The organism is Caldicellulosiruptor obsidiansis OB47, from assembly GCF_000145215.1.
Taxonomy (GTDB): Bacteria; Bacillota; Thermoanaerobacteria; order Caldicellulosiruptorales; family Caldicellulosiruptoraceae; genus Caldicellulosiruptor; species Caldicellulosiruptor obsidiansis.
On the sequence record NC_014392.1, the window covers coordinates 1122780 to 1149759 of the forward strand.

Consider the following 26980-nt stretch of genomic DNA (forward strand, 5'->3'; position numbering starts at 1 on the left):
GGATGGGCTCAAAATTGAAAGCAATATTGGTAAGATACGGTGAACTTGCATTAAAAGGTCAAAATCGACCTTTTTTTGAAGATACGCTGGTCAGGAATATCAAAAAAAGACTTTCTGATTTTGATTCAGTTACGGTTAAAAAAGAGCAGGGCAGGATTTTTGTTGAAAATTTGAGTGAAGAATATTTTGATGAAGCTATTGAAAGGCTCAAACGCGTTTTTGGGATTGTAGGAATTACCATATGCGAGGTTGCTGAAAAGAATTTAGAGGAAATAAAACAGGCTGCTGAAGTTGTTACCAAAAATGAGCTTGAAAATGGTAAGAAGACTTTTAAGGTGGAGACTAAACGAGCAGATAAGAAATTTGATCTAAAGTCTCCAGAGGTATCTAAGTTGATAGGTGCGCATATCTTGAGAAAGTTTGCTGAGATGTACGGACTTTGTGTTGACGTTCACAACCCTGATTTTATTTTGAACATTGAAATAAGAGACAAAGTGTATGTCTATTCGTCAGAGGAAAAAGGTATTGGAGGAATGCCGCTTGGCACAGGTGGCAGGGCGCACCTACTTTTGTCCGGTGGTATAGACAGTCCTGTTGCCGGTTTTATGATTGCCAAAAGAGGTGTTGAGATAGAAGCAATTCACTTTTACAGTTTTCCTTACACTGGCGAGAAAGCAAAGGAAAAGGTAATAGACTTGTGTAAGGTTTTGGCAAAATACACAGACAAGATAAAGCTCTATATAGTTCCATTTACTGAAATTCAGCTTTCTATTTATGAAAATTGTGATGAGAGGTTCTTGACAATAATAATGAGAAGGTTCATGATGAAGATTGCACAGAAGATTGCCATGCAAAATGGTGGACTAGCTTTGATTACCGGTGAGAGTATAGGTCAGGTTGCAAGCCAGACAATGGAAAGCCTGTTTTGTACGCAGGCAGCTGTGTCAATGCCGGTTTTCAGACCGCTCATTGGCATGGACAAGGAAGAAATAATAAGACTTGCAAAGAAGATAGGGACATATGATATCTCTATACTTCCTTATGAAGACTGCTGTACTGTGTTTGTTCCTAAGCATCCAAAAACTAAACCAAAGCTTGAAGAGGTTTTAGCTGAGGAAATCAAGCTCAAGACAGAAGAATTGATTGAAAATGCAGTAATAAATACCGAGTGGATGGTGATAAGAGATAGGTGAACTTGTGAGACTCCAGAAATTTATGGCACAGTGCGGTGTTGCTTCCAGGCGGAAGTGTGAAGAGATTATCCAGCAAGGAAGAGTAAAGGTAAATGGAAAGACTGTGAATCAGCTTGGATTCAAGATTGATCCAGAAAAAGATATAGTTGAAGTAGACGGGGAAAGAATATCATTGCAAAGTCATAAAGTATATATAATGCTTAACAAGCCTTTTGGGGTTATTTCTTCTGCGAAGGATGAAAAGGGAAGAAAAACAGTGGTTGATTTGGTTAAGGACAAAGTAAATGTGAGAGTATTTCCTGTAGGGAGGCTTGATTTTGACACAACGGGTTTGATTCTTCTTACAAATGATGGCGAGTTTGCATACAAAGTGACACATCCTAAACATGATATTGAGAAGACTTATATAGCCTTGATCAAAGGCATTCCTTCTAAGGAAGAGATAGAAAGGTTTGAAAAAGGTCTTTTGATAGACGGGAAAATGACTGCACCTGCTAAATTTAAGGTTTTAAAGCAAATAAATGGTAATGCTATGGTTGAGATAAAAATCCATGAAGGTAGGAATAGGCAGATAAGAAAAATGTGTGATATGATTGGTCACAAGGTTTTAAAATTAAAAAGAATAGCAATTGGTAAGCTACAGCTTGGAAAACTGAAAGAAGGAGAGTTTGTTTTCTTGGATAGAGAAACAGCAAACAGAGTATTTGAAAAATGAAAAATGGAAAAATTGAAAGGGGAGTATTAAATTTGACTGATGAAAGATTGAAACTTCTTGCAAAGAATCTTATTGAATATTCAGTTGAATTAAAAGAAGGCGAGAACATTTTAATTGAACTTATTGGACAGGAGATTGAACTTGCAAAAGAACTTGTAAAACTTTCATATTCAAAAGGAGCAAAACCGTTTTTATGGATAAAACATCCTACATTGCTCAGAACTCTTCTTTTGAATGCAACAGAACAGCAGATAGAAATGATCGCTCAAAATGAAAGAGATCTTATGGAAAAGATGGATGCATATATAGGTATTAGATCTTCGCCAAATCCATTTGAACTTTCAGATGTTCCAGACGAGAAGATGAATCTGTATCAAAAAATATGGTTTCACAAAGTTCACGGAGAAGTCAGAGTTCCAAAAACGAAGTGGTGCATATTAAGATATCCCAACTATTCAATGGCACAACAGGCAAAGATGAGTTTGGAAGAGTTTGAAGATTTTTATTTTAACGTTTGCAATCTTGACTACAGCAAAATGTCAAAAGCAATGGACGCTTTGGTTGAGCTTATGCAGAACACAGATGAGGTTCGGATAGTAGCAAAAGACACAGATTTGAGATTTTCAATAAAAGGCATGAAAGCTGTCAAATGCGATGGGCACATGAACATTCCCGATGGTGAGGTATACACTGCGCCTGTCAAAGATTCTGTAAATGGTCATATAACATACAATACACCTTCGAACTATGCAGGGTTCAAGTTTGAAAATATAAGATTCGAATTTAAAGATGGAAAGATTGTAAAAGCAACTGCTAACAATACAGAGAAGCTCAACAATATACTGGATACCGACGAGGGTGCAAGGTATATTGGTGAATTTTCAATTGGTCTAAATCCCTACATTACAAAGCCAATGGAAGACACCCTTTTTGATGAGAAGATTGCAGGAAGCATCCATTTTACTCCTGGTAGTGCATATGAGGATGCTGACAACGGTAATAGATCAGCTGTTCATTGGGATATTGTACTCATTCAAACACCTGAATATGGTGGAGGGGAAATTTACTTTGATGGAAAGCTTATTAGAAAAGATGGGAGATTTGTGATAAAAGAGCTGGAAGGCTTAAATCCAGAGAACTTGAAATAAGGACTATTTGTTTGAAAAAATTTTTTTCACAGTATTTGCCTTTTGAGAATATCATAGAAGTAGACATAATATATTAAATTGAGGATTGAAAATGGAAAATTATTTTTCTGCTCAGCAGCTTGGGACATTTGCTGGTATTGCTATCGCTACAAATATAATTGTCCAGTTTACAAAAAGTATTTTTAAAAAACGCTGCAAAGATTATGTGATCAGAATATACACTTTTGCAGTAACTCTTATTCTTTCTTTTATATTTATTCCTCATAACAATACACTTAAAGATATTGTCCTTCTTATTATCAATTCCATACTGATTTGCATGACTTCATTTGGAAACTATGAAGTTTTGAAGGATACTTATAGAAAGACTGGAGGACAATAAAAATCAAAAGGCTGCCATAAAAGGGTTTTAGACCTGTGAAAAGGCAGCCTTTATTTTTATCAAATTTTACCAAGGGACACAAAAATCATTATAGCCTTGTGAGCATGAAGCCTATTTTCTGCTTCATCAAATACCCTTGATTGCGGACCGTCTATGACATCTGAGGTTACTTCAAACCCTCTGTATGCTGGAAGACAGTGTAAAAATATTGCATCATCTTTTGCTAATCTCAAGAGAGAGCTATCTACCTGATATCCTTCAAAATCTCTTATTCTTTTTTCCTTTTCTTCTTCCTGCCCCATCGAGACCCATGTGTCTGTATAAACAACATCAGCATCTTTTACAGCCTCTTTTGGATTCTCAGTAAAGATAACATTACTTTTGTTCTTTTTTGCCTCATCAAGTGCAAAATCTACAACTTCTTTTTTTATTTCATAGCCGGGTGGAGTTGCAATTGCAATGTCAAGACCAAGTTTTGCTGCGCCTACTAAAAGTGTGGCTGCTACATTGTTGCCATCTCCCACATATGCAATCTTTAGATTACTTAGTCTTCCTTTCTCCTCAAAAATTGTCTGAAAATCTGCTATAATTTGGGTTGGATGATAATCATCAGTAAGGCCATTAATAACTGGGATAGAGGAGTATTTTGCAAACTCTTCAACCTCTTTTTGTTCATACGTTCTTATAACAATTAGGTCAAGGTATCGCGACAGAACCTTTGCTGTATCTTCTATTGTTTCACCTCTGCCAAGCTGAAGGTCGTTTTTCCCAAGATAGAGTGAATATCCGCCAAGCTGATGGATTCCCACTTCAAATGATACACGTGTCCTTGTTGAAGCCTTTGTAAATATAAGTCCCAGCGCTTTGTTCTTTAAATAGGGAAAGTAAAAACCTTTTTTAGCTTCTTTTTTGAGTCTGCTTGCAAGCTCAACCAAATACAGAATATCTTCTTTTGAAAGGTCATTTAGATGAAGAAAATGTCTCATAGCACTTCATCCTTTCATCTTTAAATAAATCATTCAAACAATAAATATCTTTTTCAATCTCATCCAGTGAAGATAGAACGTCCACATAATACAGTGCTGTATCAATCGACGTCAATGTTGTGATTCCAAACTCAACAGAGAGCCTTCTTAGAGCAAATCCAAACTCTTGCATTTTGTCCTTAGATGGAATATTTATTACAAATGAGAATTTGTCTTCAAGTAGCAACTTTTGAGCAGTCTCTTTGTCTATAAACTCTACATTTAAACCTTTTATATAATCCTTCATGCTATTTAAGAGGAAAACTTTGTAGTTTACTTCATATAGTTTTCGTATGATCTGCTGTATAGCATCCTTCTCGCTTTCAGGTGCTAAAATCAAGCAGCTTCCGTTTTTTACAAATTTGTGATTGGAGGATATGAAAGCTTTATAAAGAGCAACTTTTAGGTTTTTGGAGATACCAAGAACTTCGCCGGTGGATTTCATCTCTGGTCCCAAGTATGCATCAACCTTTGATAATTTGGAAAACGAAAATACAGGAGCTTTTACTGCAAAAAAGTCTGGTTCTTTTACAAGGCCAGTTTGGTATCCCAAGTCTTTGAGCTTTTTGCCAAGTATGAGTTTAGTTGCAATCTTTATCATAGGAATTCCTGTAACCTTGCTCAAAATTGGCACAGTTCTACTTGCGCGAGGATTTACTTCTATTACATAAACATTTTCATCTTTGTCAATTACAAATTGAATATTGAAAAGTCCTACAACTCTCAAGGCACGGGCAAGTTTTATGGTATAATCAACAATTTTTTCTTTTACCTTCTCAGAGAGTGTATGGGGAGGAAACACTGCCATACTGTCTCCAGAATGAACGCCAGCTCTTTCAATATGTTCCATGATCCCAGGAATTAACACATCTTCTCCATCCGAGATTCCATCAACTTCTGCTTCTTTTCCAAGGATGTATTTATCGATCAAAATAGGATGCTTTATTGATATCTCAATTGCAGCTTTGATATATTTTTCGAGCTCGTCACGGCTGTAGACAATTTCCATTGCCCTTCCGCCAAGAACATAAGACGGTCTTACTAGAACAGGATAGCCAATCTTTTCAGCAACTTTTATTGCATCTTCCAAACTGTATGCAGCCCCACCTGGAGGATAAGGGATATTAAGATCTTTTAGAAGGTTTAAAAACTTGTCTCTATCTTCTGCAGCGTCGATGCTTTCCATGGAAGTTCCAAGAATCTTTACACTGTTTTTTGCAAGGTATGAAGCCATGTTTATTGCTGTCTGGCCACCAAATTGAACTATTACCCCCATTGGTTTTTCCTGTTTTATTATGTCTAAAACACATTCTTTTGTTAGAGGTTCAAAAAAGAGCTTGTCTGATGTATCAAAGTCGGTTGACACTGTCTCAGGGTTGTTATTGATGATTATAGCTTCAACTCCTTCTTCTTTTAACGCGAATATTGAATGAACACAGCAATAATCAAATTCAATTCCCTGACCAATTCTTATAGGACCTGAACCAATTACAATTGCCTTAGGCTTTGAATTTACAACCAGGTCTGTTTCTTTTTCATATGTGGAATAAAAATATGGTGTTTTTGCTTCGAACTCACCTGCACAGGTATCAACCATCTTGAAAGAAGGTTTTAGTTTACATTTCTCTCTTATTTCTATTACCTCGTCCACATCCTCTTTTAAAAGGTTTGCAATGTATGAGTCACCAAACCCAAGTCTTTTAGCTTTTTGTAAAAGATCATATGGCAGTGATTCTATGTCATATTTTTTGAGCTGTTTTGACATATCAACTATGTTTTTGAACTTTTCAATAAAGAAGTAATCAATCTTACTGAGGTCTGAGATGAACTTGCAGTCATAATTTCGGGAAAGAGCTTCACATATTGCAAATACTCGCTCATCATTTGGAGTTTTTATATACTCTAAAAGCTCACTATCTGTCATCTCTTCAAATTTTTTAAGCCCAAGCTGGTAGTTAATCTTAATATCCAGTGAATCTATTGCTTTCAAAAATGCTTCTTCAAATGTTCTTCCAATTGCCATGACCTCGCCAGTTGACTTCATCTGTGTGCCAAGTCGTCTGTCTGCCTTTTCAAACTTATCAAACGGCCATCTGGGTACTTTTACAACAACATAGTCTATAGAGGGTTCAAAGCTTGCATATGTGTTTTGGGTGATAGGATTTATTATTTCGTCAAGTGTAAGACCAATTGCAATTTTTGCAGCAATTCGAGCGATAGGATAGCCTGTTGCTTTTGATGCTAAGGCAGACGAACGGCTTACTCTCGGGTTTACCTCAATTACCACATATTCCATGCTGTTTGGATTTAGTGCAAACTGAACGTTGCATCCACCTTCAATTTTTAAACTTCTTATTATGTTCAAAGATGCACTTCGAAGCATCTGATACTCTTTATCAGAAAGAGTTTGTGATGGAGCAACAACAATACTGTCACCTGTGTGAATTCCCACAGGGTCTATGTTTTCCATGTTGCACACAGTGATGCAATTGTCGTTGCTGTCCCTCATGACCTCATATTCTATTTCTTTCCAGCCAAGGACACTCTGTTCAATCAATACCTGATGAATTAAAGAAAGTTTCAATCCTTTGCTTGCAATATATCTTAGTTCTTCTTCATTATAAGCAATTCCACCGCCTGTGCCGCCAAGAGTATAGGCAGGACGAACAATAACAGGGTATCCAACTTCTCTTGCAAATTCTATAGCTTCTTGTACAGAGTGAGCTATAATGCTTTTTGGCACAGGTTCTCCAATTTCAATCATGGTCTTTTTAAAAAGTTCCCTGTCTTCTGCCTTTTTAATTGTTTCAAGCGATGTTCCAAGAAGACAAACTCCATACTTTTCTAAAATTCCTGCTTCGGCAAGCTCAAAAGCCATATTAAGAGCTGTCTGCCCCCCAAGTCCTGCTAAAAGTCCTTGTGGTTTTTCTTTTTTGATTATTTCTTCGATATAATCAACTGAAATTGGTTCGATGTATACTCTATCAGCAATTTCTGTATCAGTCATAATTGTTGCAGGGTTGGAGTTTACAAGTACAACTTCTATTCCTTCTTCTTTCAAAGCACGGCAGGCCTGAGTTCCTGAATAGTCGAACTCGGCAGCCTGCCCAATTACTATAGGACCAGAACCTATTATCAACACCTTTTTTATATCTTTTCTCTTTGGCATATTTTTCTACACTCCATTCAAAAGTTTAGTAAATTGATCAAATATATATTTTGAGTCATGTGGACCCGGGCTTGCCTCGGGATGATATTGAACAGATACTATTGGCAAATCAAGATGCGCAAAACCTTCAACAGTCTTATCATTTACATTTACATGCGTGATTTTTATTTTTTCATATTCTTTATATTCAATTGCATAATTGTGATTCTGTGAAGTTATATAAACTTTTCCCGTAGTCAAGTCTTTAACAGGGTGATTTCCCCCATGGTGACCAAACTTGAGCTTGTATGTTTTGAGTCCCAAACACAAACCCAAAAGTTGGTGGCCAAGACAGATTCCCAAAATAGGTTTTTTTAACTCTATTATTTGTTTTAAAGTAGGAAATATTTCTTCTAAGTCAGTAGGATCACCCGGTCCGTTTGAAAATACAAACCCTTCAGGATTAATTTTCATTATCTGATCAAGTGAGCTGTTATATGGAAATACATACAGATCAAGCTCTCTTTTTGAAAGTTCTCTTAAAATATTTTGCTTAATTCCAAAATCTAAAACAGCAACCTTCTTGCCACTACCTTCAATTCTGTATACCTGAGTGGTTGAAACCTCTTTTACCAGAGATGGCTTTTGTTTTTTATATTCAAATATTTTACTCAGGAGAACCTCTTTATTGTCAGTCTCTGTTGAGATTATACCAAGCATTGAACCTTTATTGCGTATGTGTTCTGTTATAGCTCGTGTATCTACACCCTCAATTGCCACAATATTATTTTCTTTTAAATATTCATGCAATGTCTTTTGAGCCCTAAAATTTGAAGGTGTTTTGCATGCTTCTCTGACAATAAAACCTTCAACATGAGGTTTATACGACTCCACATCTTCACTATTTATTCCGTAGTTGCCTATAAGAGGGTAGGTCATTGTAACAATCTGACCATTGTAAGAAGGATCAGTCAACACTTCTTGGTATCCTGTCATGCATGTATTGAATACAATTTCACCAATTGTTTCGCCTTCACTGCCAAGAGAAATTCCTTCAAATGTCAGTCCGTCTTCTAAAACAAGTATTGCCTTTTTCATTTCCATTCTCCTTCTTGAGCATTTTTAAATAAAAGAGTACCAAAATCTCGACTGAAGTTCAATACTAAAAAGTTGTCAAAATAAATTATAAACCAAAATGAATAAAAATACAACATTAAATTTATTTTTATTCGAAATCTATATTGTAGGTCTTTATCCAAAAATCAAGCTGGATAATATATCCAAAAAACTGTGGGAGGGTCATTAGTTGACCAAACCAAGGCTTATCTAAAGGAAATAGTTCCTTTTCTGTTATGTTTTCTAAATATGTCTTATCTATTATCTCAAATACAGGAGAGTTATTTTTAATAATCTCTAAAACCTTTTTCTTTGTTTTTTTGAGATACTCGGGATTATATGTTTTAGGATAAGGACTTTTTTTACGACTCTTTATTTCATCGGGAATAATTCCTTCAAATGAACGTCTTAAAAGTCCTTTTTCCATATTTTCAAGGTATTTTATCTTCCACGGAATATTATATAAAAGTTCTACAATTCTATAATCTGCAAATGGAACTCTAACTTCCAAAGAATTTGCCATACTCATTCTGTCTTTTCTGTTTAAAAGTGTTACCATAAACCATTTAATATTCAGGTAGTACACAATTCTGTGTCTTATTTCTTCTTGAGAGTCACTATCAAGATATTTTACTTTTCCGACTGACTCTTTATATCTATAATCAACGTACTCTTCAAGTTCAGATTTTGAATATTTTTGGGATAAAATATTTTTTCTAAATTCCAATGAAGGAGACCATGGGAAAGTTTTAAAATTTTTATAATCTTCTCTCCAGTACCAGGGATATCCCCCAAAAATCTCATCAGCGCACTCTCCTGATAGAGCAACCTTTGCATATTTTCTCACCTCATTTGTGAACAGCAGAAGTGATGAGTCAATGTCAGCCATACCAGGAAGGTCATTTGCAACTGTGGCATGTAAGAGGGCATTGCATAAAAGTTCATTATCAATTTCAACTGTAATATGGTCTGTACCTATACTTTTTGAGGCTATCTTAGCATAGGTGCTATCTAATGTGGGCTGATACTGATTGAATTGGTAATATCTTGCATTATCTTTATAATCAATAGAAAAACTCTTCAATCTTTTTCCTTCTTTTCTTAACTGGTTAGCAGAAATAGCTGTGATAATGGTTGAATCCAGCCCGCCTGATAGAAAGCAGCATATTTCAAAGTCAGAAACAAGCTGTCTTGTTATGGCATCTGTGACAAGGTTTTTAACTATCTCAATGATTTCATCTACTGTTTTGTTAAACTTTTCTGGTTTTAACTGCCAATATTCTTTTATTTCATATCTATCTTTGCTGTATATTACATAATGTGCAGGAGGAAGTTCTATAATGTCCTTGAAAATTGCTGAAAATGGAGACCTTGCAGGGCAAAGACCTATAAGTTCAAAAATACCCTCTTTGTTTACCTTAGTAGAGATTAAAGGATGTTTTAGAAGAGCTTTTATTTCTGAAGCAAAAATAAAATTGTCATTTTTAAGAGAGAAAAACAGTGGTTTTACTCCTAAATGATCCCGAGCTACAAAAAGTTCATTGGTACTTTCATTAAAAATGGCAAAAGCAAATATGCCATTTAAATATTTCACACACTCTTCTTTCCATTGGATATATGAGGTCAATACAACTTCAGTGTCTGAGTATGAACTGAAATGATACCCTGAGCTTTGAAGCTTTGCGCGCAGCTCTGGGGTGTTGTAAAGCTCACCATTGTAAACTATAATAAATTTTTGTTGATCATGGAATTTGATCATTGGCTGTTTGCCACCTTCAGGGTCAATAATGGTGAGTCGTTTGTGTCCGAGCAGAGCATGTTTAGTGACATAGTAGCCTTCTTCATCAGGTCCCCGATGACTAAGTGCATCTGTCATCTTTGTTATTACATCCTGGAATTCAGTGATGTCTGAGCTAAAGCATATCCATCCGCTAAATCCGCACATTTTCCCACAACCAATTTTAGAATTTCAGTATCAATATATTAAGCAAAAGGTAAGATGGTGAATGAGGATGTTTTGGGTTATTGACATATTAGTTGAGATGTTTTATAATAAATCTTGCGTCGTAAACAAAATATCTTTGCGGAAGGGTGTCCGAGTGGTTTAAGGAGCTGGTCTTGAAAACCAGTGACCCGCGTGAAGCGGGCCGTGGGTTCGAATCCCACCCCTTCCGCCATTTAATTTTTTATTAGGATTTTTTTAAGTACCAACACAAAAGTGCTTGCAAGTTTTTGGACACATAGTGTAATATTATAATTGAGCGAGTAATTTAAGGACCATGAAGAGAATATGGTCTTTTTTTATTACATCTCATCTTGCGATTATAATTGTAAGGATCAATTTCCTCATATTTCTTTATATTTTGTGATAATATAATTTTTGAGGCCAAATAGAAGAATACAATATACACAATAAAATAACTCTTTACAATCATCATGGCGAAAGGTGTGGAATGAGTTGAAACTCAAGGCTTATGCAAAAATCAACTTAGCATTGGATGTGCTTTCGAAAAGAGAAGATGGCTATCATGAAATAAGAACTATAATGCAAACAGTGGATTTGTATGATATAATCAATATTGAAAAGATAGAAGAAGACAACATAATTGTAACAACTTCAAGCGAAAATATTCCAACTGACAATAAAAACCATGCATACATTGCAGCTTCACTTTTAAAAGAGCGTTTTGGTGTAAAGCAAGGCGTGAGAATACATATTGAAAAGAATATTCCTGTCTCTGCGGGTTTAGCTGGTGGAAGCACTGACGCAGCAGCAGTTTTAAAAGGTCTGAATGAAATATTTGAGCTAAATCTTTCTGAGCAGCAGCTTATGGAAATCGGAAGAGAGATTGGCGCTGATGTTCCATTTTGTTTAGTAGGCGGCACAGCCCTCTGTGAGGGAATTGGCGAAAAGGTGATAAAGCTAAAATCAGCTCCTCAGATGAATATCCTCATTGCAAAGCCAGAGGTATATGTTTCTACGCAGGCTGTGTATGAGGCGCTTGACCTTAGCAAAGTAAAAAAGAGACCGAATATTGAAGCTATGATTTCGGCAATTGAAGAAGGCAATGTAAAAGAGATAGCAAAGAACCTTTGCAATGTTTTAGAGGTGGTTACGGTAAATCAATATCCAGTTATAAACAGAGTCAAGGACATTATGAGAAATAACAATGCTCTTGGGACAGTTATGACAGGAAGCGGGCCAGCTGTATTTGGAATTTTTAGCAACAGGTATGATGCTTTGAAAGCTGCAGAGAGACTTAAAGTGTTCATAAAAGAAATTATCTTGACTACAACATGTGAAGGTAGCGGATTTTAGTAATTTAGTATAGTAGGAGTTGTGATAAAAAATGAATGAGAAGAATGAGTCACATTATTTTTTAATAGAAAATTACAAACCTCTGCGCGAGATTGTGTTTGAAAAGCTAAGAGATATGATTGTGAACGGAGATTTAAAACCTGGCGAAAGACTTATGGAAATAAAACTTGCAGAAATGCTTGGTGTTTCAAGAACTCCTATCAGAGAGGCGATAAGAAAACTTGAACTTGAAGGGCTTGTTGTGATGCTTCCTCGGAAAGGTGCTTATGTTGCAGATATTTCTAAAAAAGAGATAATGGATGTATTGGAGATACGGGCTGCACTTGACAAGCTTGCGACAGGTCTTGCAGCCCAGCGAATGACAAAATCTGAAAAAGAGCAGCTCAAAAAGGTTCTCTCTTCATTTGAAAAGAATTTTAAGTCGGGCAATATTGAAGGAATGATAAATGACGATATAAAGTTGCACGACTTGATATATTTGGGTGCAAAGAATGAGAAACTTCAGCACATAATAAATAACCTTCGCGAGCAGATAACCCGTTTCAGGATAATATATCTTAAAGAGATTTACAGGAAAAGTGAAAATCTTTTGAAAGAACACAAAGAGATTGTAGAAGCAATTATAAGCGGAGATGTCGAAAAAGCACAGAAAATAGCAGAAGAGCACATAAAAAATCAGGAAATAGAGCTTATCAGTAGTTTAAAATTTTAACAAAAAGGTGAAAAATATGATAAATGCTGTAATACTTGCTGGATCTGATAAAAACAAATCAGGTACTCCTTATGAGTGCAAGGCATTGATCAAAATAGGAGAAAAATTTTTAATAGAATATGTGCTTGATGCAGTATGCAGTTCCAAACATATTTCGCGCAGAGTTGTTGTAGGCCCGGTTCAGCTAAAAGAATTTTTAATTTCAAGGTATCCACAGGTTGAATTTGTTGAAGAAGACACCTCAATAATGAAAAATGCTAAAAAGGCGATAGAATTTTTGAATGATAATAAAAAAATTTTATTTTTAACTGCAGACCTGCCATTTATTACCGCTGAGGCGATAGATCATTTTATCGAAGAGTCAATAAAATCCGGAGCGGACATTTGTTATCCAATTGTTGAAAAGAGCATAAACGATGAGAAATACCCTCAGATGAAAAGGACATATGGAACTGTGAAAGAAGGAACATTTACTGGTGGGAATGCCATTATAATAACTCCGTCAGTATTTGAAAAGTGCTATTCACTTGCCGAAAAGCTTGTGGAAAAGCGTAAAAATCCTATTGCTATGGCGCGGCTAATAGGACCCACCATTTTGTTGCTTTTTTTAACTAAGAGACTTTCAATACGGAAAGTTGAAAAAAGGGTATCTAAGGTTTTTAAGGTTAAAGCTAAAGCTATCATATCTACATATCCTGAATTGGGACAAGATGTAGATAAAGACTCTGACCTTATGGTGGCAAAGTTCTATCTTGAAAAAAAGAGGTAGAATTCCGATTGAAATTGTGGTATAATGTAAAAATAATACTTTTATTTCGCGAAGGAGGCAAATAGGAATGCCAAGAATTACAACTGATACAATAATTGCAGATGTATTGAGGATTGATAGAGGGACCATTCCAATATTTTTGAACAATGGTCTTCACTGTTTGGGTTGTCCTTCTGCTCAAGGAGAAAGCATTGAAGAGGCATGTGCGCTTCATGGAATAGATGCGCAAAAACTTGTGGACGAGCTAAACGAGTATCTCAAAAGCAAAGGTCTTTTGGATGAATAAAAAAAAGACTTTACATCTTAAGCAAATCGTATTAAAATAATAAATGGTAGTGCGGGTGTAGTTCAATGGTAGAACACCAGCTTCCCAAGCTGGCAGCGTGGGTTCGATTCCCATCACCCGCTCCAAATGACAAAAAGGGGGGTATGCTCCCCTTTATTTTTGTAAGCGCCCACGTAGCTCAGCAGGCAGAGCGTCGCCTTGGTAAGGCGGAGGTCGCCGGTTCGAGCCCGGTCGTGGGCTCCATTTTAGTTATTGACAATTTTAATTGTTTATGATAGATTTAAAAAGTCAAGAAAAGAAGGGTTATTTTTTTTTGCTAATTTTCATTGTTGAAGAATACAAGTTGTTCTGAAAAAAGAAAAGAGAAAAAGGATGAGGTCATTTACAGAAGGTTTGAGATGGAGGTGAACAATATAACATGGCGGCAAAAGGTGCGAGAATGATAATTCATCTTGAATGTACCGAGTGCAAAAACAGGAATTACACGACAGAAAAGAATAAAAAGAATGACCCAGATAGACTCGAGCTTAAAAAATACTGCAAGTTTTGCCGAAGACACACCATCCATAGAGAAACTAAATAGTTAAGAAAGAGGATGTGTGAATAATGGTGGAGAAGAAAAAGGTGGAAAAGGTAGTTGCAAAACCTCAAGGGAACAAAAAGAAGTTGAGTTTTAAAGAATGGTGGGCAAAGACTCTTAAGTTTTTCAGAGATGTTAGAATAGAGATGAAGAAGGTTGTATGGCCTTCTCAAAAACAGGTGGTAAAACACACAATTGTGGTGTTGACATTTACACTGTTTTTCACAGTGTTCATTTTGCTTGCTGACCTTATATACGATCAGCTTATTTTCAAACTTTTATTGAAGATAAAATAAAAAGCAATTCTTGAGAAAAAAGGAGGGCGGGCTTTTAGCCCTTCAAAATGGGTGATAAAAGAGCAAAATGGTATGTTGTCCATACCTATGCAGGCTATGAAAATAAAGTAAAAGCCAATTTAGAAAAAATAATTGAAAATAGAAATTTGTCTGATAGAATCTTAGACATTAGGATTCCCACTGAACTTGTCACTGAAATTAAAGATGGAAAGAAAATTGTTAAAGAAAAAAAGAAGTTCCCGTCGTATGTGTTAATCAAAGCTGTAATGGACAATGAGATATGGTACACGATAAGAAATGTCAGAGGCGTGACTGGTTTTGTGGGACCTGAATCTAAACCCACACCTCTTACAGATGAAGAAATAGAAGCGATGGGTATAAAGGAAGAGGTTGTGGAGGTATTTGACATTGAAGTTGGTGACAATGTGAAGATTGTATCTGGTCCATTTACTGATTTTTATGGGCCAGTTGTTGAAATAAATAAAGAACGAAAAAAGGTAAGAGTAATGCTAAACCTATTTGGGAGAGAAACTCCTGTGGAATTTGATTACCACCAGGTAGAAAGATTATGATACATTTAAACTCAAGTCAAACAGGAGGTGAAAAGAGAAGATGGCAAAGAAGGTTTTAACACAAATAAAACTTCAAATTCCAGCAGGCAAAGCAACACCAGCACCACCAGTCGGACCTGCGTTGGGTCAGCATGGTGTTAACATTATGCAGTTTTGCAAAGAGTTTAATGAAAGAACAGCAAAAGATGCTGGATTGATTATTCCAGTTGTTATAACTGTTTACTCTGATAGGTCTTTTACATTTATTACAAAGACGCCTCCAGCATCAGTTCTGTTGAAGAAAGCTGCGGGAATTGAAAGTGGGTCTCCAAAGCCAAACAAACAAAAGGTAGCTACATTAAAGAGGGATGTAATTAGAAAGATTGCTGAGCAAAAGATGCCAGACTTGACTGCTGCATCTTTGGAGGCTGCTATGAGAACCATTGAAGGTACTGCAAAGAGTATGGGAATTGTAGTTGAAGACTAATATTTTTTGTACACACGACAGGGTGTGGGAGGTTAATTTATAGCCGCAAATACCACAAAGGAGGTTTATAAAGAGAATGTTCAGAGGTAAAAAATATCAAGAAGCCGCAAAACTTGTCGATAAGACAAAGCTTTATGACCCGGAAGAGGCAATTGAACTTGCATTAAAGACATCTTATGCAAAGTTCGACGAGACGGTTGAAGTTCATGTAAGATTAAACGTTGATCCAAGACATGCTGATCAACAGGTAAGAGGCACTGTGGTTCTGCCAAATGGTACAGGTAAAAACGTAAGAGTTTTGGTTTTTGCAAAAGGTGACAAGGCAAAAGAAGCAGAAGAAGCAGGAGCAGAGTATGTCGGTGCAGAAGAGCTTGTTGCAAAGATTCAAAATGAAGGCTGGACAGATTTTGATGTATGTATTGCAACACCCGATATGATGGGTTTAGTGGGAAGACTTGGTAAGATTTTAGGTCCTAAAGGTTTGATGCCAAACCCAAAATCAGGGACTGTAACAATGGATGTTGCAAAAGCTGTGAAAGAAGCAAAAGCTGGTAGAGTTGAATTTAGGCTTGACAAGACAGCTATAATCCACTGTCCAATTGGCAAGGTTTCATTTGGTAAAGAAAAACTTCTTGAAAACTATAGAACACTAATGGATGCAATCATCAAAGCAAGACCACCTGCTGCAAAAGGGCAGTTTATAAAGAGCATCACAGTGGCAACAACAATGGGACCTGGTATTAAAATAAACCCATTAAAACCATTATAATGTTATAAAAATTTAGAAAGTGAATAGCCTACAACCGAAGACAGTAGGTGCAAAGTACTTTTAAAAAGTACTTTGCTTAAAAGTTTGCCTACCGAGGTTGTAATTATTTAAAAACCCGTCGGTCAAAGAGGATTAAAATTTGTCTTTTGGCATTGGCCGAATGGGGGAGGGATAATTACAGCCTCTTTAAGGTGAACTTAAAGAGGCTTTAATAATTTTATGGGATACAAAAGGGAGGTGAATTTGTTGGCAAAGTCAAGAGCGGTAAAAGAGCAGCTTTTAAATGAATACAAGGAAAAACTGTCAAAAGCGAAAGCTGGTGTGATTGTTTGCAATCATGGAATTACCGTTGAACAAGACACAGCGCTCAGAAAGAAGCTAAGAGAAGCAGGAATTGAGTACAAGGTTGTAAAAAAGACTTTGTTTACCTTTGCTGTAAGGGAAAATAATCTTTCTGAGCTTGAACAATTTTTTGAAGGACCTATTGCTGTTGCATTTTCGTACGACGATCCTGTAAAGGTTGCAAAGATATTAAAAGAAGGCGCAAAAGACCTTGAAAAGTTAGAAATAAGAGGCGGATTTATTGAAGGTAAAGTAATTTCTGCGAAAGAGGTTGACGCACTTTCCAAACTTCCATCAAGAGAAGAACTTGTTGCAAAGATGCTTGGCGGCTTGAACGCGCCAATGTCTGGTCTTGTTTATGTACTTTCTGGTACAATTAGGAAGCTTGTTCTGGCACTCGATGCTATTGCTAAGAAGCAGAGTGCTTAACATAAATAAAAAAAATTAAAAATTTTAAAATGGGAGGTTGTTCAGAAGATGGCAAGCGAAAAAGTTCAAAAATTGATTGAAGAGATCAAAACATTGACAGTATTAGAGCTTTCTGAGATGGTAAAAGCTTTAGAAGAAGAGTTTGGCGTTACAGCAGCAGCTCCAGTTGCGGTTGCAGCAGCTCCAGTTGCTGGCGCTCAGGCAGCAGCTCCAGCTGCAGAAGAGAAGACAGAATTTAACGTTATTTTGGCAGATGCAGGTAGCGATAAGATCAAAGTTATCAAGGTTGTAAGAGAGATAACTGGTCTTGGATTGAAAGAGGCAAAGGACCTTGTTGACGGTGCTCCAAAGCCAATCAAAGAAAATGTATCGAAAGAAGAAGCTGAGCAGATCAAAAAGAAACTTGAAGAAGTTGGAGCAAAAGTTGAACTCAAATAATGAATGTCAAATTACTGAAAAAGGGTGGGGATTTCCTGCCCTTTTTCAATTTAATGGATGAAATCTTGATTTTATTGTGGTATTATAAAATAAATATTACACTAAGTTTAGGAAGGTTGGGTTAGAAAAATGAATGAAAAGTACTTAGAGATTGTCCAAAAGATAAATGAGCTTACCTCTACCATGTCAGAAGCTTTTGATCATATCATGAATGTTCAAATTCCGCAGCTGAGGTTTGAAGACTCTTTTTATCTTTTAAACGATATCATTGAAGCATTCTTAAGCATTTCAAGTGCTCTGAAAGTAATTCAAGACGAGTTTGACGTAGAAAGTCTTCAGAACACAGAAAATGAATTTCAGGAAAGGTTGAGCGAGCTTCTTCAGATGTACAAGCAGCCAGTAGCCGAAAAGCTTCTTGCCAAGTATCAAAACGAAATAATACCGGTTTATGAAAAATGGCAGACACAGCTTCTTAGTAGAATAAACAGATACCAGGCATGAGTCATAAAAAATGGCTGGCTTTATTTACCAGCCATTTTTTACTTAGGTCATTATTTTTCAAAATATTTGAACTGTGAGGTGTAGAGATTATAATAATAACCTTTCTTCTCAAGAAGCTGAGTATGACTGCCTTCTTCAACAATCTGCCCATCATGGATGACAAATATCCTATCAGCATTTCGGATGGTAGACAGTCTGTGAGCTATAATAATTGAGGTCCTGCCCGATGTTAGCTTTTCTATAGCCTGTTGGATTAGGATCTCTGTTTGAGTGTCTACTGCTGAGGTTGCTTCATCTAATATCAGTATTTTTGGGTCAGCTAAAAGTGCTCTGGCAAATGCGATGAGCTGTCTTTGGCCGATAGAGAGGCGGCTTCCTCTTTCGTTGACTTCTGTATCATATCCGTTTTCCATTTTCATAATAAACTCGTGCGCATTAACGATCTTTGCAGCCCTTATTACCTCATCCATTGTGGCATCAGGTTTTGCGTATCGAATGTTGTCTGCAATTGTACCAGAGAATATAAATGTATCTTGAAGCATTATGCCCATTTGCTTTCTTAAAGAAGACAAAGTTACGTTTTTAATGTCATGTCCGTCAATCAAGATTCTTCCCTTTTGAGGGTCATAAAACCTTGCGATGAGATTTATTATTGTGGTTTTTCCTGCACCTGTTTCTCCTACGAGTGCAATTGTCTCACCAGCTTTAATAGTGAATGGAACATCTTTTAAAACAGGTTTTTCCTCGTCATATGAGAAGCAAACATTTTCAAATGTTATTTCACCTCTAATTGGTGGTAAATCATATGCATATGGACTGTCTTGAACATCTGGTTGAGTGTCAAGGATTTCAAATATGCGTTCGGTTGATGCCATTGCAACCAGCAGCTGATTGTAAAAATTAGATATGTTATTGATAGGTTGCCAGAACATTCCCATATAATTAGAAAATGCTATGATTGTACCAAGTGTTGTGTACCCCTTTCTCATCATCCAGATGCCAAAAAGAAATATGAGAACGCTTGAAAGAGTTCCAGTGAATTCTATGGTTGGCCAAAATAGATTATTTACTCTGATTGCTTTCATCCATGTATTTTTGAATGTGGTGTTTAAATTTTTAAATATTTCGGCGTTTTTTTCTTCTCTTGTAAAAGCATGAGTTATTTTCATTCCTTGTATGCTTTCATGTATATAAGCATTGAGAGTAGAAGATTTCTTTCTAACATCTTGCCATCTTGTCCTTATTGAGTTTTTTAATATCATGATTATTGAGATTAACAAAGGAAGAACACCAAGTGCAACAATGGATAGTTTTATATCAATTGAAAGCATTATTACTATGATAGCCCAAAGGCTTAAAGTGTCAACCAGCACATTTAAAATACTATTTGACAAAAGCTCTGATAAAGAATCCACGTCATTCATTATTCTTACCATTATTTTGCCTGCAGGTCGACTGTCGAAAAAGTTGAGAGACAGTTTTTGAAGATGAGTAAAAAGATGCATTCGAATATCTGAGACCACACTGTTGCCGAGTTTTGTCATAAAGATTGTTCTCACGCGAAGACTTATTACGTACAATAAGGTAAGCACAATATAGAAAACTGCTTTATACATAAGAGCATGGATGTTTCTGTGGGGAATATCAATATCAATAACCAATCTTATCAAATAAGGTCCGGCAAGATTGTAGAATGTAGCAAGTATCATTAGAAGAAAAGAATATATAAAGTACCTTCTATATGGCTTTATATATCTCAAAAGTCTTACAAACTGTGACCAGTTAAAAGGTTTTGTTATTGGTTCATCTTCTTCAATTCTAAGTCTTTTTGTGGAATTGCTCAAAACCTATCACCTTCTTTTTGTGTACTCAGAATATCTTTGTATTGTTGAACAAATATATTGTAATATCTACCTTTTTTAACTAAAAGTTCATTGTGGGTTCCTTGTTCTACAATCTTTCCATTTTCAAGGTAAAGTATCAGGTCGCAGTCTTTTGCCATTGAAATCCTATGAGCAATGATAAATACGGTACAATCTTTGAAATATTCTTCTAACGCTTTGCTTATCAAATATTCTGTTTCCATATCAACCGCTGATGTTGCATCATCGAGGATCAATATCTTGGGTTTTTTCAAAAGAGCTCTTGCTATTGCAATTCGCTGTTTCTGACCACCTGAGAGGCCAATTCCTCTTTCTCCAACAAGAGTATCATATCCCTCTGGGAACTGAACAATAAACTCATGTGCCTGAGCAAGTTTTGCAGCGTTTATGATATCTTCAAGAGAAGCATTTTCCACACCGTACGCTATGTTATTTGCGATGGTATCAGAAAATAGAAATGTCTCTTGAGGAATTACAGAGATTGCACTTCTGAGCTTTTTAAGATCGTAATCCCTCACATCTATTTCATCTATTAGTACTCTTCCGCTTGATACGTCATAAAAACGGGGTATAAGATTTACAATAGAAGATTTTCCTGAACCTGTTGGTCCCATTATAGCAACCTTCATTTTAGGTTTTACTTCAAAATTGATATTTTCTAACACAAGATTTCCAGAGTGTTTGAAATATACATTTTCAAACCTTACATACCCTTCTTTAACTTCAAATGGAGTTGGCTTTCCTTTGATTTTGACAGGTGTACTGAGCAATCCAAAAACTCTCTCACAAGAAGCGTTTGCTCTTTCCACCATGCTTATAATCCATCCCAATGACCTCAAAGGCCAAATTATAGCCCATAGATAACCTTGAAAAGCCATAAGTGTTCCAATCGTGATTGTATTTTTAATTACCATGAAACCACCCAGCGCGAAAATAATCAGAACAAGTAATGATGTCACTGCTTCAATCATAGGAAAGAATTTGCCCCAGATAAGTCCCACTGTTATATTTTGTTCTTTGTATTCGGCGTTGGCAGACGAAAATTTCTCTATTTCAAAGTTCTCTTGTGAGAAAGCCTTTACAACTCTGATACCTGTAATATTTTCCTGAGTTGCTGTGTTGAGTTTAGAATACTTTTCTCGTATCTTAATAAATTCTGGTCTTATAGTTCTGTCAAAAATATAAACCAAGATTAACAATATAGGTGTTGAGAGAAGCAAAGCAAATGTCAACTTTACATTTAAAATAAACATTATGGTAAGAGATATCGAAAAATTCAAAATATTTTCAGCAAGCAGAGCTAAGGCAGTGGAGAAAAACATTCTAATTCCTTCCAAGTCACCTGTCATGCGTGCCATGATTTCTCCTGTTCGAGTTTTGTCATAAAATTCATAGGTCTGTCTTTGTAAAAAATTGTAAAGCGTTTCTCTGAGTTCATACAGTATATTCTGGGATACGTTTTCAAATAAGTAGGAGTGGCCATATCTTATAAGACCCCGCACCAAACTCACACAGAGCATTGTGAGGACAAATGGTAAAAGCAAATGATACTTTTTCTTTGAAATTGCTTCGTCAATGATCAGTTTAGAGATATATGGATTTACCATTCCAAGGGTTATAGATATGGAAATAAGCATAAAACCTAAAATTAAAAGTTTTTTATATTTTTGGAAATATGGTGACAGTCTTTTTAAGTTATTCACTTGAGCAGCACCCTTCCAAACTTAAAATTTTATTCGCTGGCCACTTTAATACATTATAACCCTGTTATATGTGAAAATAAATATAAGAATTTTAATATTTAGCTCACTTTTTTAAGCCTTTATTTGTTCTTCATAAAACATTGAGCTTTTTAATAATATTGTTTATAGATATTCAGGCAAGGATGATAAAACCACGATGGTGAACAATCTTAAAAGCTTTGAAAAAGGGCTTTCTTTCAAAGAAGCTGAAGAAAATTTGGAAAGATTTGGTATAAACGAGATTGAAATTGAAAAAAGAAAGAAACCTCTTTCAATATTTTTAGACCAGTTCAGAGATATTCTGGTTCTGATTTTGGCTGTGTCTACAGCTTTATCATTTTTGCTTGGCGAGTTTTTAGATGCTATTGTTATCTTTTTCCTTATAATTTTAAACGGAACGCTGGGGTTTATTCAGGAATACAAAGCCGAAAGAGCTTTGGAATCATTAAAAAACTATATTTCCTACAAAGCAAAAGTCATAAGAGACGGGAAATTAGAAGTAATTGAAGCAAAATATGTAACAGTAAGAGACATTGTAGTAATTGAAGAGGGAGACAGAATTCCAGCAGATGGAATATTAGTCGAAGGATATTCACTGAAAGTTGATGAGTCTATCTTAACAGGTGAGTCTATAGCCGTGGACAAGGATGTTCACACTGAGAATAAACTTTATATGGGCACATACGTAGTCAAAGGTAAGGGTTTGATGAGGGTTACTTCAATAGGGCTTAACACCAAAATGGGACAAATAGCAAAGGTACTGGGAGAAACACATGAGACCAAAACACCTTTGCAAGTCAGATTAAACCAGCTTGGCAAAATACTTGCTGTAATTTGTATTGCTATATGCAGTGTAATAGTAATACTGGGAATAATTAGAAAACAAAATATCTACGATATGTTTATGATAGGAATAAGTTTAGCAGTTGCAGCAATTCCTGAAGGTCTTCCTGCTGTTGTAACAATTACCTTGGCAATAGGGGTTCAGCGTATGGCAAAGAAAAATGCACTTGTAAGAAAGCTTTCATCTGTTGAGACCTTAGGGTGTGTAAATGTTATTTGTTCAGACAAAACAGGGACTTTGACAGAGAACAAGATGACTGTGAAAAGGATAGAGACAGTTGACATGAGCATAGAGGTTGAAGGGACAGGGTATGATTTGAAAGGAAGGATTCTTTTAAACGGCCGAATTGTAAAAAATCAGCTTCTTGATTACATAATGATGTGTGCTGTTAACTGCAACAATGCAGAGTTAGAAAAAATCAGAAATGACTTAAGAACAAGCGGTGACCCAACTGAAATAGCACTTTTGGTTTTGGCAAAAAAATATAAAGAGTATATAAAAAGAGAAGAAAAAGTGGCAGAAATACCTTTCGATTCTAACAAACGGTATATGGGTGTAACAGTAAGATATGGTGATAATAGTATTTTATTTGTCAAAGGTGCATATGAGAGCTTGATTGGAAGATGCAAGTTTTATATGTGTCAAGATGGGACAATAAAAGAACTTACCTCCAATGAAAAGAGGATAATTGCCAAGAAAAATGAACTGATGTGCAGTGCAGCATTGAGAGTTTTGCTTATGTGCATGAAATTTAATTCACAAGATGTAGATAATATGATTTTTTTAGGACTTATTGGAATGATAGACCCACCTAAAAGAGGTGTCAAGCTTGCAATTAATAAGGCAAGAAAAGCTGGAGTTAAAACAGTTATGATAACTGGCGACCATAAACTTACAGCGTTTGCAATAGCAAGAGAACTTGGAATTTCAGAAAGCTTTGAAGAGGTTGTTACAGGTGAGGAGCTTGAAAAAGATGAGAAGTTTATCGAGAAAAATATTGACAATATTTCAGTATTTGCGAGGGTAGACCCGCTTTGCAAACTGAAAATTGTAAGACTTTTAAAAAGAAAAGGAAACATTGTTGCCATGACAGGCGATGGAGTAAATGACGCACCAGCGGTCAAAGAAGCAGATATTGGTATTGCTATGGGAATAAGTGGGAGTGATGTTACAAAAGAAGCTGCTTCAATGATATTGCTTGATGATAATTATGCCACAATTGTTCATGCTATTGAAGAGGGAAGAGTTATATATGACAATATAAAAAAGTTTGTTAAATATCTTCTTGCTTGTAATATTGGTGAGGTATTGATAATGCTTTTTACTTCAATATTAAATTTGCCAACTGCACTCTTGCCCATGCAAATTTTGTGGGTAAATCTTGTGACAGATGGTCTTCCCGCAGCAGCCCTTTCTCTTTCCAGAGGCGATGAAGACTTAATGAAGAGAAAGCCAAGACCAAAAAAAGAAAGCCTTTTTGCAGGTGGACTAATGCAGGAGATAATATTGAGAGGTATTTCAATTGGGGTATTTGCAACTTTATCATTCTATTTGCCCCTTTTAAAAGGTTATGACCTCAAAACAGCAAGAACAGTTGCATTTGCTACGCTTGTAATATCTCAACTCATTTTTGCCTTTGAGTGTTCAACAAATAAAAGAAACATACTCTCGATGTTGTTTGGGAACATATATCTTTTAATTGCTGTAATTTTATCATTTGTTTTATTTTTACTGGTAATATATATACCACAGCTGGGTATAGTATTTGAAGTGAGTTCCTTGAAAAGTCTCGAATGGGTTATTATCATAATCTGCTCATTATTTCCATCTTTGCTTCATAATATATTTGCAAAAAATATCTAAAGTGATAAAATGAAATGAGAGGATAGTTTGATAAAGAAATGACGTATAAAATTAAAATTACTGATAGAAAGGGGAATTGCAAACAAATGAAAATTGTGATAATCGGTGGAGTTGCAGCTGGAGCATCGGCAGCCACAAAAGCCAGAAGAACAAATGAAAATGCTCAGATTGTACTACTTGAGCAGGGAGAGTATGTATCATTTGCAAACTGCGGTCTTCCGTACTATGTTGGTGGAACAATCCCAAAAAGAGATAGCTTGCTTGTTGTGAGAGAAGAGCTGTTCAGGAAAAGATATAACATTGATGTTCGCACGTTATCCCAAGTTACAAAAATCAACAGAAGTAAGAAAACTGTGACCGTTTTAGACAAAAGAAATAATACAACATATGAGGAAAGCTATGACAAGCTTATCATTGCAACAGGTGCAAGACCTTTTGTTTTACCTTTTTTGAAAGATTGCAAAAACTCTTACACATGTTTTACACTCTATGATGTTGATAAAATAAAAGAGGCTTTCTCTGCAGCTCCAGTAAAAAAAGCGGTTGTAATTGGAGCGGGCTATATTGGCATGGAACTTGCTGAGCAGCTAAATCTTCTGGGTGTCGACTGTACAATTGTTGAACTAAAAAGTTCTATTTTGCCTCAGTTTGACAAAGAGATGACAAACCCTGTTGTATATACGTTAAAAGAAAAAGGTGTTGATGTGAAAACGGGCGTATCTGTGGTTGATGCAGATGTTATTGACGGGGTTGCAAAGAGGTTAAAACTTTCGAACGGTGAAGAGATAGAATGCGATGTTGTTTTTCAGACAGCAGGTGTGATACCAAATGTTGAACTTGCAAGAGAAGCAGGTCTTGAAGTGAACAGGGGAATTGTGGTAAATAACAAGATGCAGACCTCTGACCCTGACATTTATGCAGCCGGCGATGCGGTTGAAGTAAAAAGTATTATCACAGGCAAAAATGTATGGATTCCTTTGGCAGGACCTGCAAACAAGCAGGGAAGAGTTGCTGGGTGCAATGCAGCAGGCGGAAATTTGGAATTCAAAGGAGTTGTGGGTAGTTCTATTATCAAGGTATTTGACTGGGCTTTGGCAAAGGTTGGGCTTAGCGAAACTGAGTGTAAAGACCAAGGACTTAATTACAATGTGACCATTGTTCATCCTCTTCATCATGCTGGTTACTATCCTGGAGGAAAGCAGCTGACAATAAAACTTATATTTGACAGCACAACTGGCAGAATTTATGGTGCACAGGTTATTGGGAAAGAAGGAGTAGACAAAAGAGCTGATGTTATTGCAACTGCAATATATGCAGGTTTGACTGTATTTGATTTGGAAAATCTTGATCTTGTGTATGCGCCGCCATTTTCGTCTGCAAAAGACCCTGTGATAATGGCTGGCATGACAGCTTCTAATATAATACGTGGAGAGGTTAAAAATATTTTGCCTGATAGAGTATTTGAACATCTTGATAACCCAGATTATATTATTTTAGATGTAAGAACACCAGAAGAGTACGAGTTTGGACATATAAAGGGAGCAGTAAATATTCCTGTAGATGAGCTGAGAAATAGACTGAGTGAACTTCCAAAGGACAAGAAGATTATTGTTTACTGTGGTGTTGGATTCAGGTCATACCATGGATGTTTGATTTTAAAAGCAAATGGTTTTGATTGTTTGAATATGAGCGGTGGCTGGACGTCATGGAGAATGTACTATCCTGATATGGTAGAGTAAGTGGAGGGAAAAGGGTGAAAATATGCGCTATTTTGTGTGCGGCAGGTAAAGGCACAAGGTTTGGGGGGGATACCCCCAAACAATTTTTATTTTTAAAGGGTAAGATGATAATTGAATATTCTCTTGAAATGTTTGAAAAATCGCGTTTTATTGATGGAGTTGTGCTGCTTGTACCTCAAGGTTTTGAAGATATTGCAAGGAGTTTGAAAGAAAAATACAGTAAAGTTGTTTATTGGGATTATGGAGGAAAAGAGCGAGCAGACACTGTAAAAAAGGGATTGGAGATTTTAAAAAACAAGTGTGATATTGTTGCAATCCACGATGCTGCAAGGCCTTTTATCACTTTACAGCTGATTGAAAAGCTTGTTAAAGAGGTTGAGGTTCATTTTGCAGTTGCACCTGGCATTTTGGCAAAGGATACTGTAAAGTTTGTAGTTGATGGTCACATTCAAAAGACATTGCCACGATCTAATATTTGTCTGATACAAACCCCCCAAGTTTTTAAGTTTGATTTGATATATAAAGGATATGAAATGTTTAAGAATGAGTTATTTACAGATGACCTTCAGTATGTTGAGTTGATGGGTATAAAGCCTAAGATAATTGAAAATAGTAGCGTAAATTTCAAAATAACCACAAAAGAAGATCTGTTGATTGCGGAGGCTGTTGTAGAAAAGGGGTATTGGTAGTAAAATATCTTTTG

The 26980-nt window shown here is 36.1% G+C and carries 25 protein-coding genes, 3 tRNA genes and 1 other annotated feature; of the genes, 22 read left to right on the forward strand and 6 right to left on the reverse strand.

Annotated features, from left to right (window positions below; all coding sequences use genetic code 11):
- Positions 1-2: 2 nt before the first annotated feature.
- The 4 genes from thiI to COB47_RS05075 all read left to right on the forward strand — a co-directional run bounded on the left by thiI (position 3) and on the right by COB47_RS05075 (position 3438).
- Entirely contained in the window at positions 3-1193 is a 1191-nt protein-coding gene (gene thiI, locus COB47_RS05060; RefSeq protein ID WP_041742428.1) for a tRNA uracil 4-sulfurtransferase ThiI, read from the forward strand.
- 22 nt (positions 1194-1215) lie between these two features.
- Entirely contained in the window at positions 1216-1908 is a 693-nt protein-coding gene (locus tag COB47_RS05065) for a pseudouridine synthase (RefSeq protein ID WP_041742714.1), read from the forward strand.
- Positions 1909-1940: 32 nt separating this feature from the next.
- Complete coding sequence (locus tag COB47_RS05070; protein ID WP_041742716.1) at positions 1941-3056, forward strand: aminopeptidase; 1116 nt, start codon at positions 1941-1943, stop codon at positions 3054-3056.
- Positions 3057-3147: 91 nt separating this feature from the next.
- Positions 3148-3438, forward strand: coding sequence for a hypothetical protein (locus COB47_RS05075; RefSeq protein ID WP_013290312.1), 291 nt, complete (start codon positions 3148-3150; stop codon positions 3436-3438).
- A 59-nt stretch (positions 3439-3497) separates the two neighbouring features.
- Here COB47_RS05075 and argF read toward each other — a convergent pair whose 3' ends face one another.
- The 4 genes from argF to asnB form a co-directional block, all read right to left on the reverse strand.
- Positions 3498-4424 carry an ornithine carbamoyltransferase gene (gene argF / locus COB47_RS05080; protein WP_013290313.1) on the reverse strand — a complete coding sequence of 309 codons (927 nt, stop codon included), beginning with the start codon at positions 4422-4424 and terminating at the stop codon, positions 3498-3500.
- Positions 4399-7632 (reverse strand): carbamoyl-phosphate synthase (glutamine-hydrolyzing) large subunit, encoded by a 3234-nt coding sequence (carB, locus tag COB47_RS05085; RefSeq protein ID WP_013290314.1) that lies wholly within the window; start codon positions 7630-7632, stop codon positions 4399-4401. Before carB ends, argF begins: the two co-directional genes overlap by 26 nt.
- 6 nt (positions 7633-7638) lie before the next feature.
- Complete coding sequence (gene carA, locus COB47_RS05090) at positions 7639-8709, reverse strand: glutamine-hydrolyzing carbamoyl-phosphate synthase small subunit (RefSeq protein ID WP_013290315.1); 1071 nt, start codon at positions 8707-8709, stop codon at positions 7639-7641.
- A gap of 127 nt (positions 8710-8836) precedes the next feature.
- Positions 8837-10672, reverse strand: a complete 1836-nt coding sequence (gene asnB, locus COB47_RS05095; protein ID WP_013290316.1) for an asparagine synthase (glutamine-hydrolyzing) — start codon at positions 10670-10672, stop codon at positions 8837-8839.
- 140 nt (positions 10673-10812) lie between these two features.
- On the opposite strand from asnB, the gene COB47_RS05100 reads away from it, so the two are divergent.
- The 15 genes from COB47_RS05100 (at position 10813) to COB47_RS05165 (ending at position 18206) form a co-directional block, all read left to right on the forward strand.
- A tRNA-Ser gene (locus COB47_RS05100) sits at positions 10813-10904 on the forward strand.
- Positions 10905-11185: 281 nt separating this feature from the next.
- Positions 11186-12046: a 4-(cytidine 5'-diphospho)-2-C-methyl-D-erythritol kinase gene (ispE, locus tag COB47_RS05105; protein WP_013290317.1), complete on the forward strand. Its 861-nt coding sequence runs from the start codon at positions 11186-11188 to the stop codon at positions 12044-12046.
- Between the two features lie 31 nt (positions 12047-12077).
- Positions 12078-12758, forward strand: coding sequence for a GntR family transcriptional regulator (locus COB47_RS05110; RefSeq protein WP_013290318.1), 681 nt, complete (start codon positions 12078-12080; stop codon positions 12756-12758).
- Between the two features lie 16 nt (positions 12759-12774).
- The gene (locus COB47_RS05115) at positions 12775-13527 is read left to right on the forward strand and encodes a nucleotidyltransferase family protein (RefSeq protein ID WP_013290319.1); all 753 of its coding nucleotides are present in this window, start codon (positions 12775-12777) and stop codon (positions 13525-13527) included.
- 67 nt (positions 13528-13594) lie between these two features.
- Positions 13595-13813: a DUF1858 domain-containing protein gene (locus COB47_RS05120; protein ID WP_013290320.1), complete on the forward strand. Its 219-nt coding sequence runs from the start codon at positions 13595-13597 to the stop codon at positions 13811-13813.
- 51 nt (positions 13814-13864) lie between these two features.
- A tRNA-Gly gene (locus tag COB47_RS05125) sits at positions 13865-13938 on the forward strand.
- A 42-nt stretch (positions 13939-13980) separates the two neighbouring features.
- Positions 13981-14056 (forward strand) — tRNA-Thr (locus COB47_RS05130).
- Between the two features lie 175 nt (positions 14057-14231).
- The gene (gene rpmG / locus COB47_RS11930) at positions 14232-14396 is read left to right on the forward strand and encodes a 50S ribosomal protein L33 (RefSeq protein WP_013290321.1); all 165 of its coding nucleotides are present in this window, start codon (positions 14232-14234) and stop codon (positions 14394-14396) included.
- A gap of 23 nt (positions 14397-14419) precedes the next feature.
- Positions 14420-14689 carry a preprotein translocase subunit SecE gene (secE, locus tag COB47_RS05135; RefSeq protein WP_013290322.1) on the forward strand — a complete coding sequence of 90 codons (270 nt, stop codon included), beginning with the start codon at positions 14420-14422 and terminating at the stop codon, positions 14687-14689.
- A 47-nt stretch (positions 14690-14736) separates the two neighbouring features.
- Positions 14737-15261 carry a transcription termination/antitermination protein NusG gene (gene nusG, locus COB47_RS05140; protein WP_013290323.1) on the forward strand — a complete coding sequence of 175 codons (525 nt, stop codon included), beginning with the start codon at positions 14737-14739 and terminating at the stop codon, positions 15259-15261.
- Positions 15262-15301: 40 nt separating this feature from the next.
- On the forward strand, positions 15302-15727 hold the full coding sequence (gene rplK / locus COB47_RS05145; protein WP_013290324.1) for a 50S ribosomal protein L11: 426 nt from the start codon (positions 15302-15304) through the stop codon (positions 15725-15727).
- 76 nt (positions 15728-15803) lie between these two features.
- Positions 15804-16496, forward strand: a complete 693-nt coding sequence (gene rplA, locus COB47_RS05150; protein ID WP_013290325.1) for a 50S ribosomal protein L1 — start codon at positions 15804-15806, stop codon at positions 16494-16496.
- 16 nt (positions 16497-16512) lie between these two features.
- Positions 16513-16718 (forward strand) — a sequence feature (ribosomal protein L10 leader region).
- Entirely contained in the window at positions 16716-17267 is a 552-nt protein-coding gene (rplJ, locus tag COB47_RS05155) for a 50S ribosomal protein L10 (protein WP_049770048.1), read from the forward strand. (Overlaps the previous feature by 3 nt.)
- A 48-nt stretch (positions 17268-17315) precedes the next feature.
- Positions 17316-17705: a 50S ribosomal protein L7/L12 gene (rplL, locus tag COB47_RS05160; RefSeq protein WP_013290327.1), complete on the forward strand. Its 390-nt coding sequence runs from the start codon at positions 17316-17318 to the stop codon at positions 17703-17705.
- Positions 17706-17834: 129 nt separating this feature from the next.
- Positions 17835-18206, forward strand: a complete 372-nt coding sequence (locus tag COB47_RS05165) for a hypothetical protein (protein WP_013290328.1) — start codon at positions 17835-17837, stop codon at positions 18204-18206.
- A 50-nt stretch (positions 18207-18256) separates the two neighbouring features.
- On the opposite strand, the gene COB47_RS05170 is transcribed toward COB47_RS05165, so the two are convergent.
- Together COB47_RS05170 and COB47_RS05175 are read right to left on the reverse strand one after the other, a co-directional pair.
- Positions 18257-20050, reverse strand: coding sequence for an ABC transporter ATP-binding protein (locus COB47_RS05170; protein ID WP_013290329.1), 1794 nt, complete (start codon positions 20048-20050; stop codon positions 18257-18259).
- A complete protein-coding gene (locus COB47_RS05175; RefSeq protein WP_013290330.1) occupies positions 20047-21792 on the reverse strand; it encodes an ABC transporter ATP-binding protein in 1746 nt (581 codons plus the stop codon). Before COB47_RS05175 ends, COB47_RS05170 begins: the two co-directional genes overlap by 4 nt.
- Before the next feature lie 157 nt (positions 21793-21949).
- Between COB47_RS05175 and COB47_RS05180 the strand changes: the two genes are divergently transcribed.
- From COB47_RS05180 to ispD, 3 genes are all read left to right on the forward strand, one after another.
- Positions 21950-24538, forward strand: a complete 2589-nt coding sequence (locus tag COB47_RS05180) for a calcium-translocating P-type ATPase, PMCA-type (protein ID WP_307189133.1) — start codon at positions 21950-21952, stop codon at positions 24536-24538.
- 86 nt (positions 24539-24624) lie between these two features.
- Positions 24625-26277 (forward strand): FAD-dependent oxidoreductase, encoded by a 1653-nt coding sequence (locus COB47_RS05185; protein ID WP_041742430.1) that lies wholly within the window; start codon positions 24625-24627, stop codon positions 26275-26277.
- Between the two features lie 14 nt (positions 26278-26291).
- Positions 26292-26966, forward strand: a complete 675-nt coding sequence (gene ispD / locus COB47_RS05190; RefSeq protein WP_013290333.1) for a 2-C-methyl-D-erythritol 4-phosphate cytidylyltransferase — start codon at positions 26292-26294, stop codon at positions 26964-26966.
- The last annotated feature ends 14 nt before the right edge of the window (positions 26967-26980 follow it).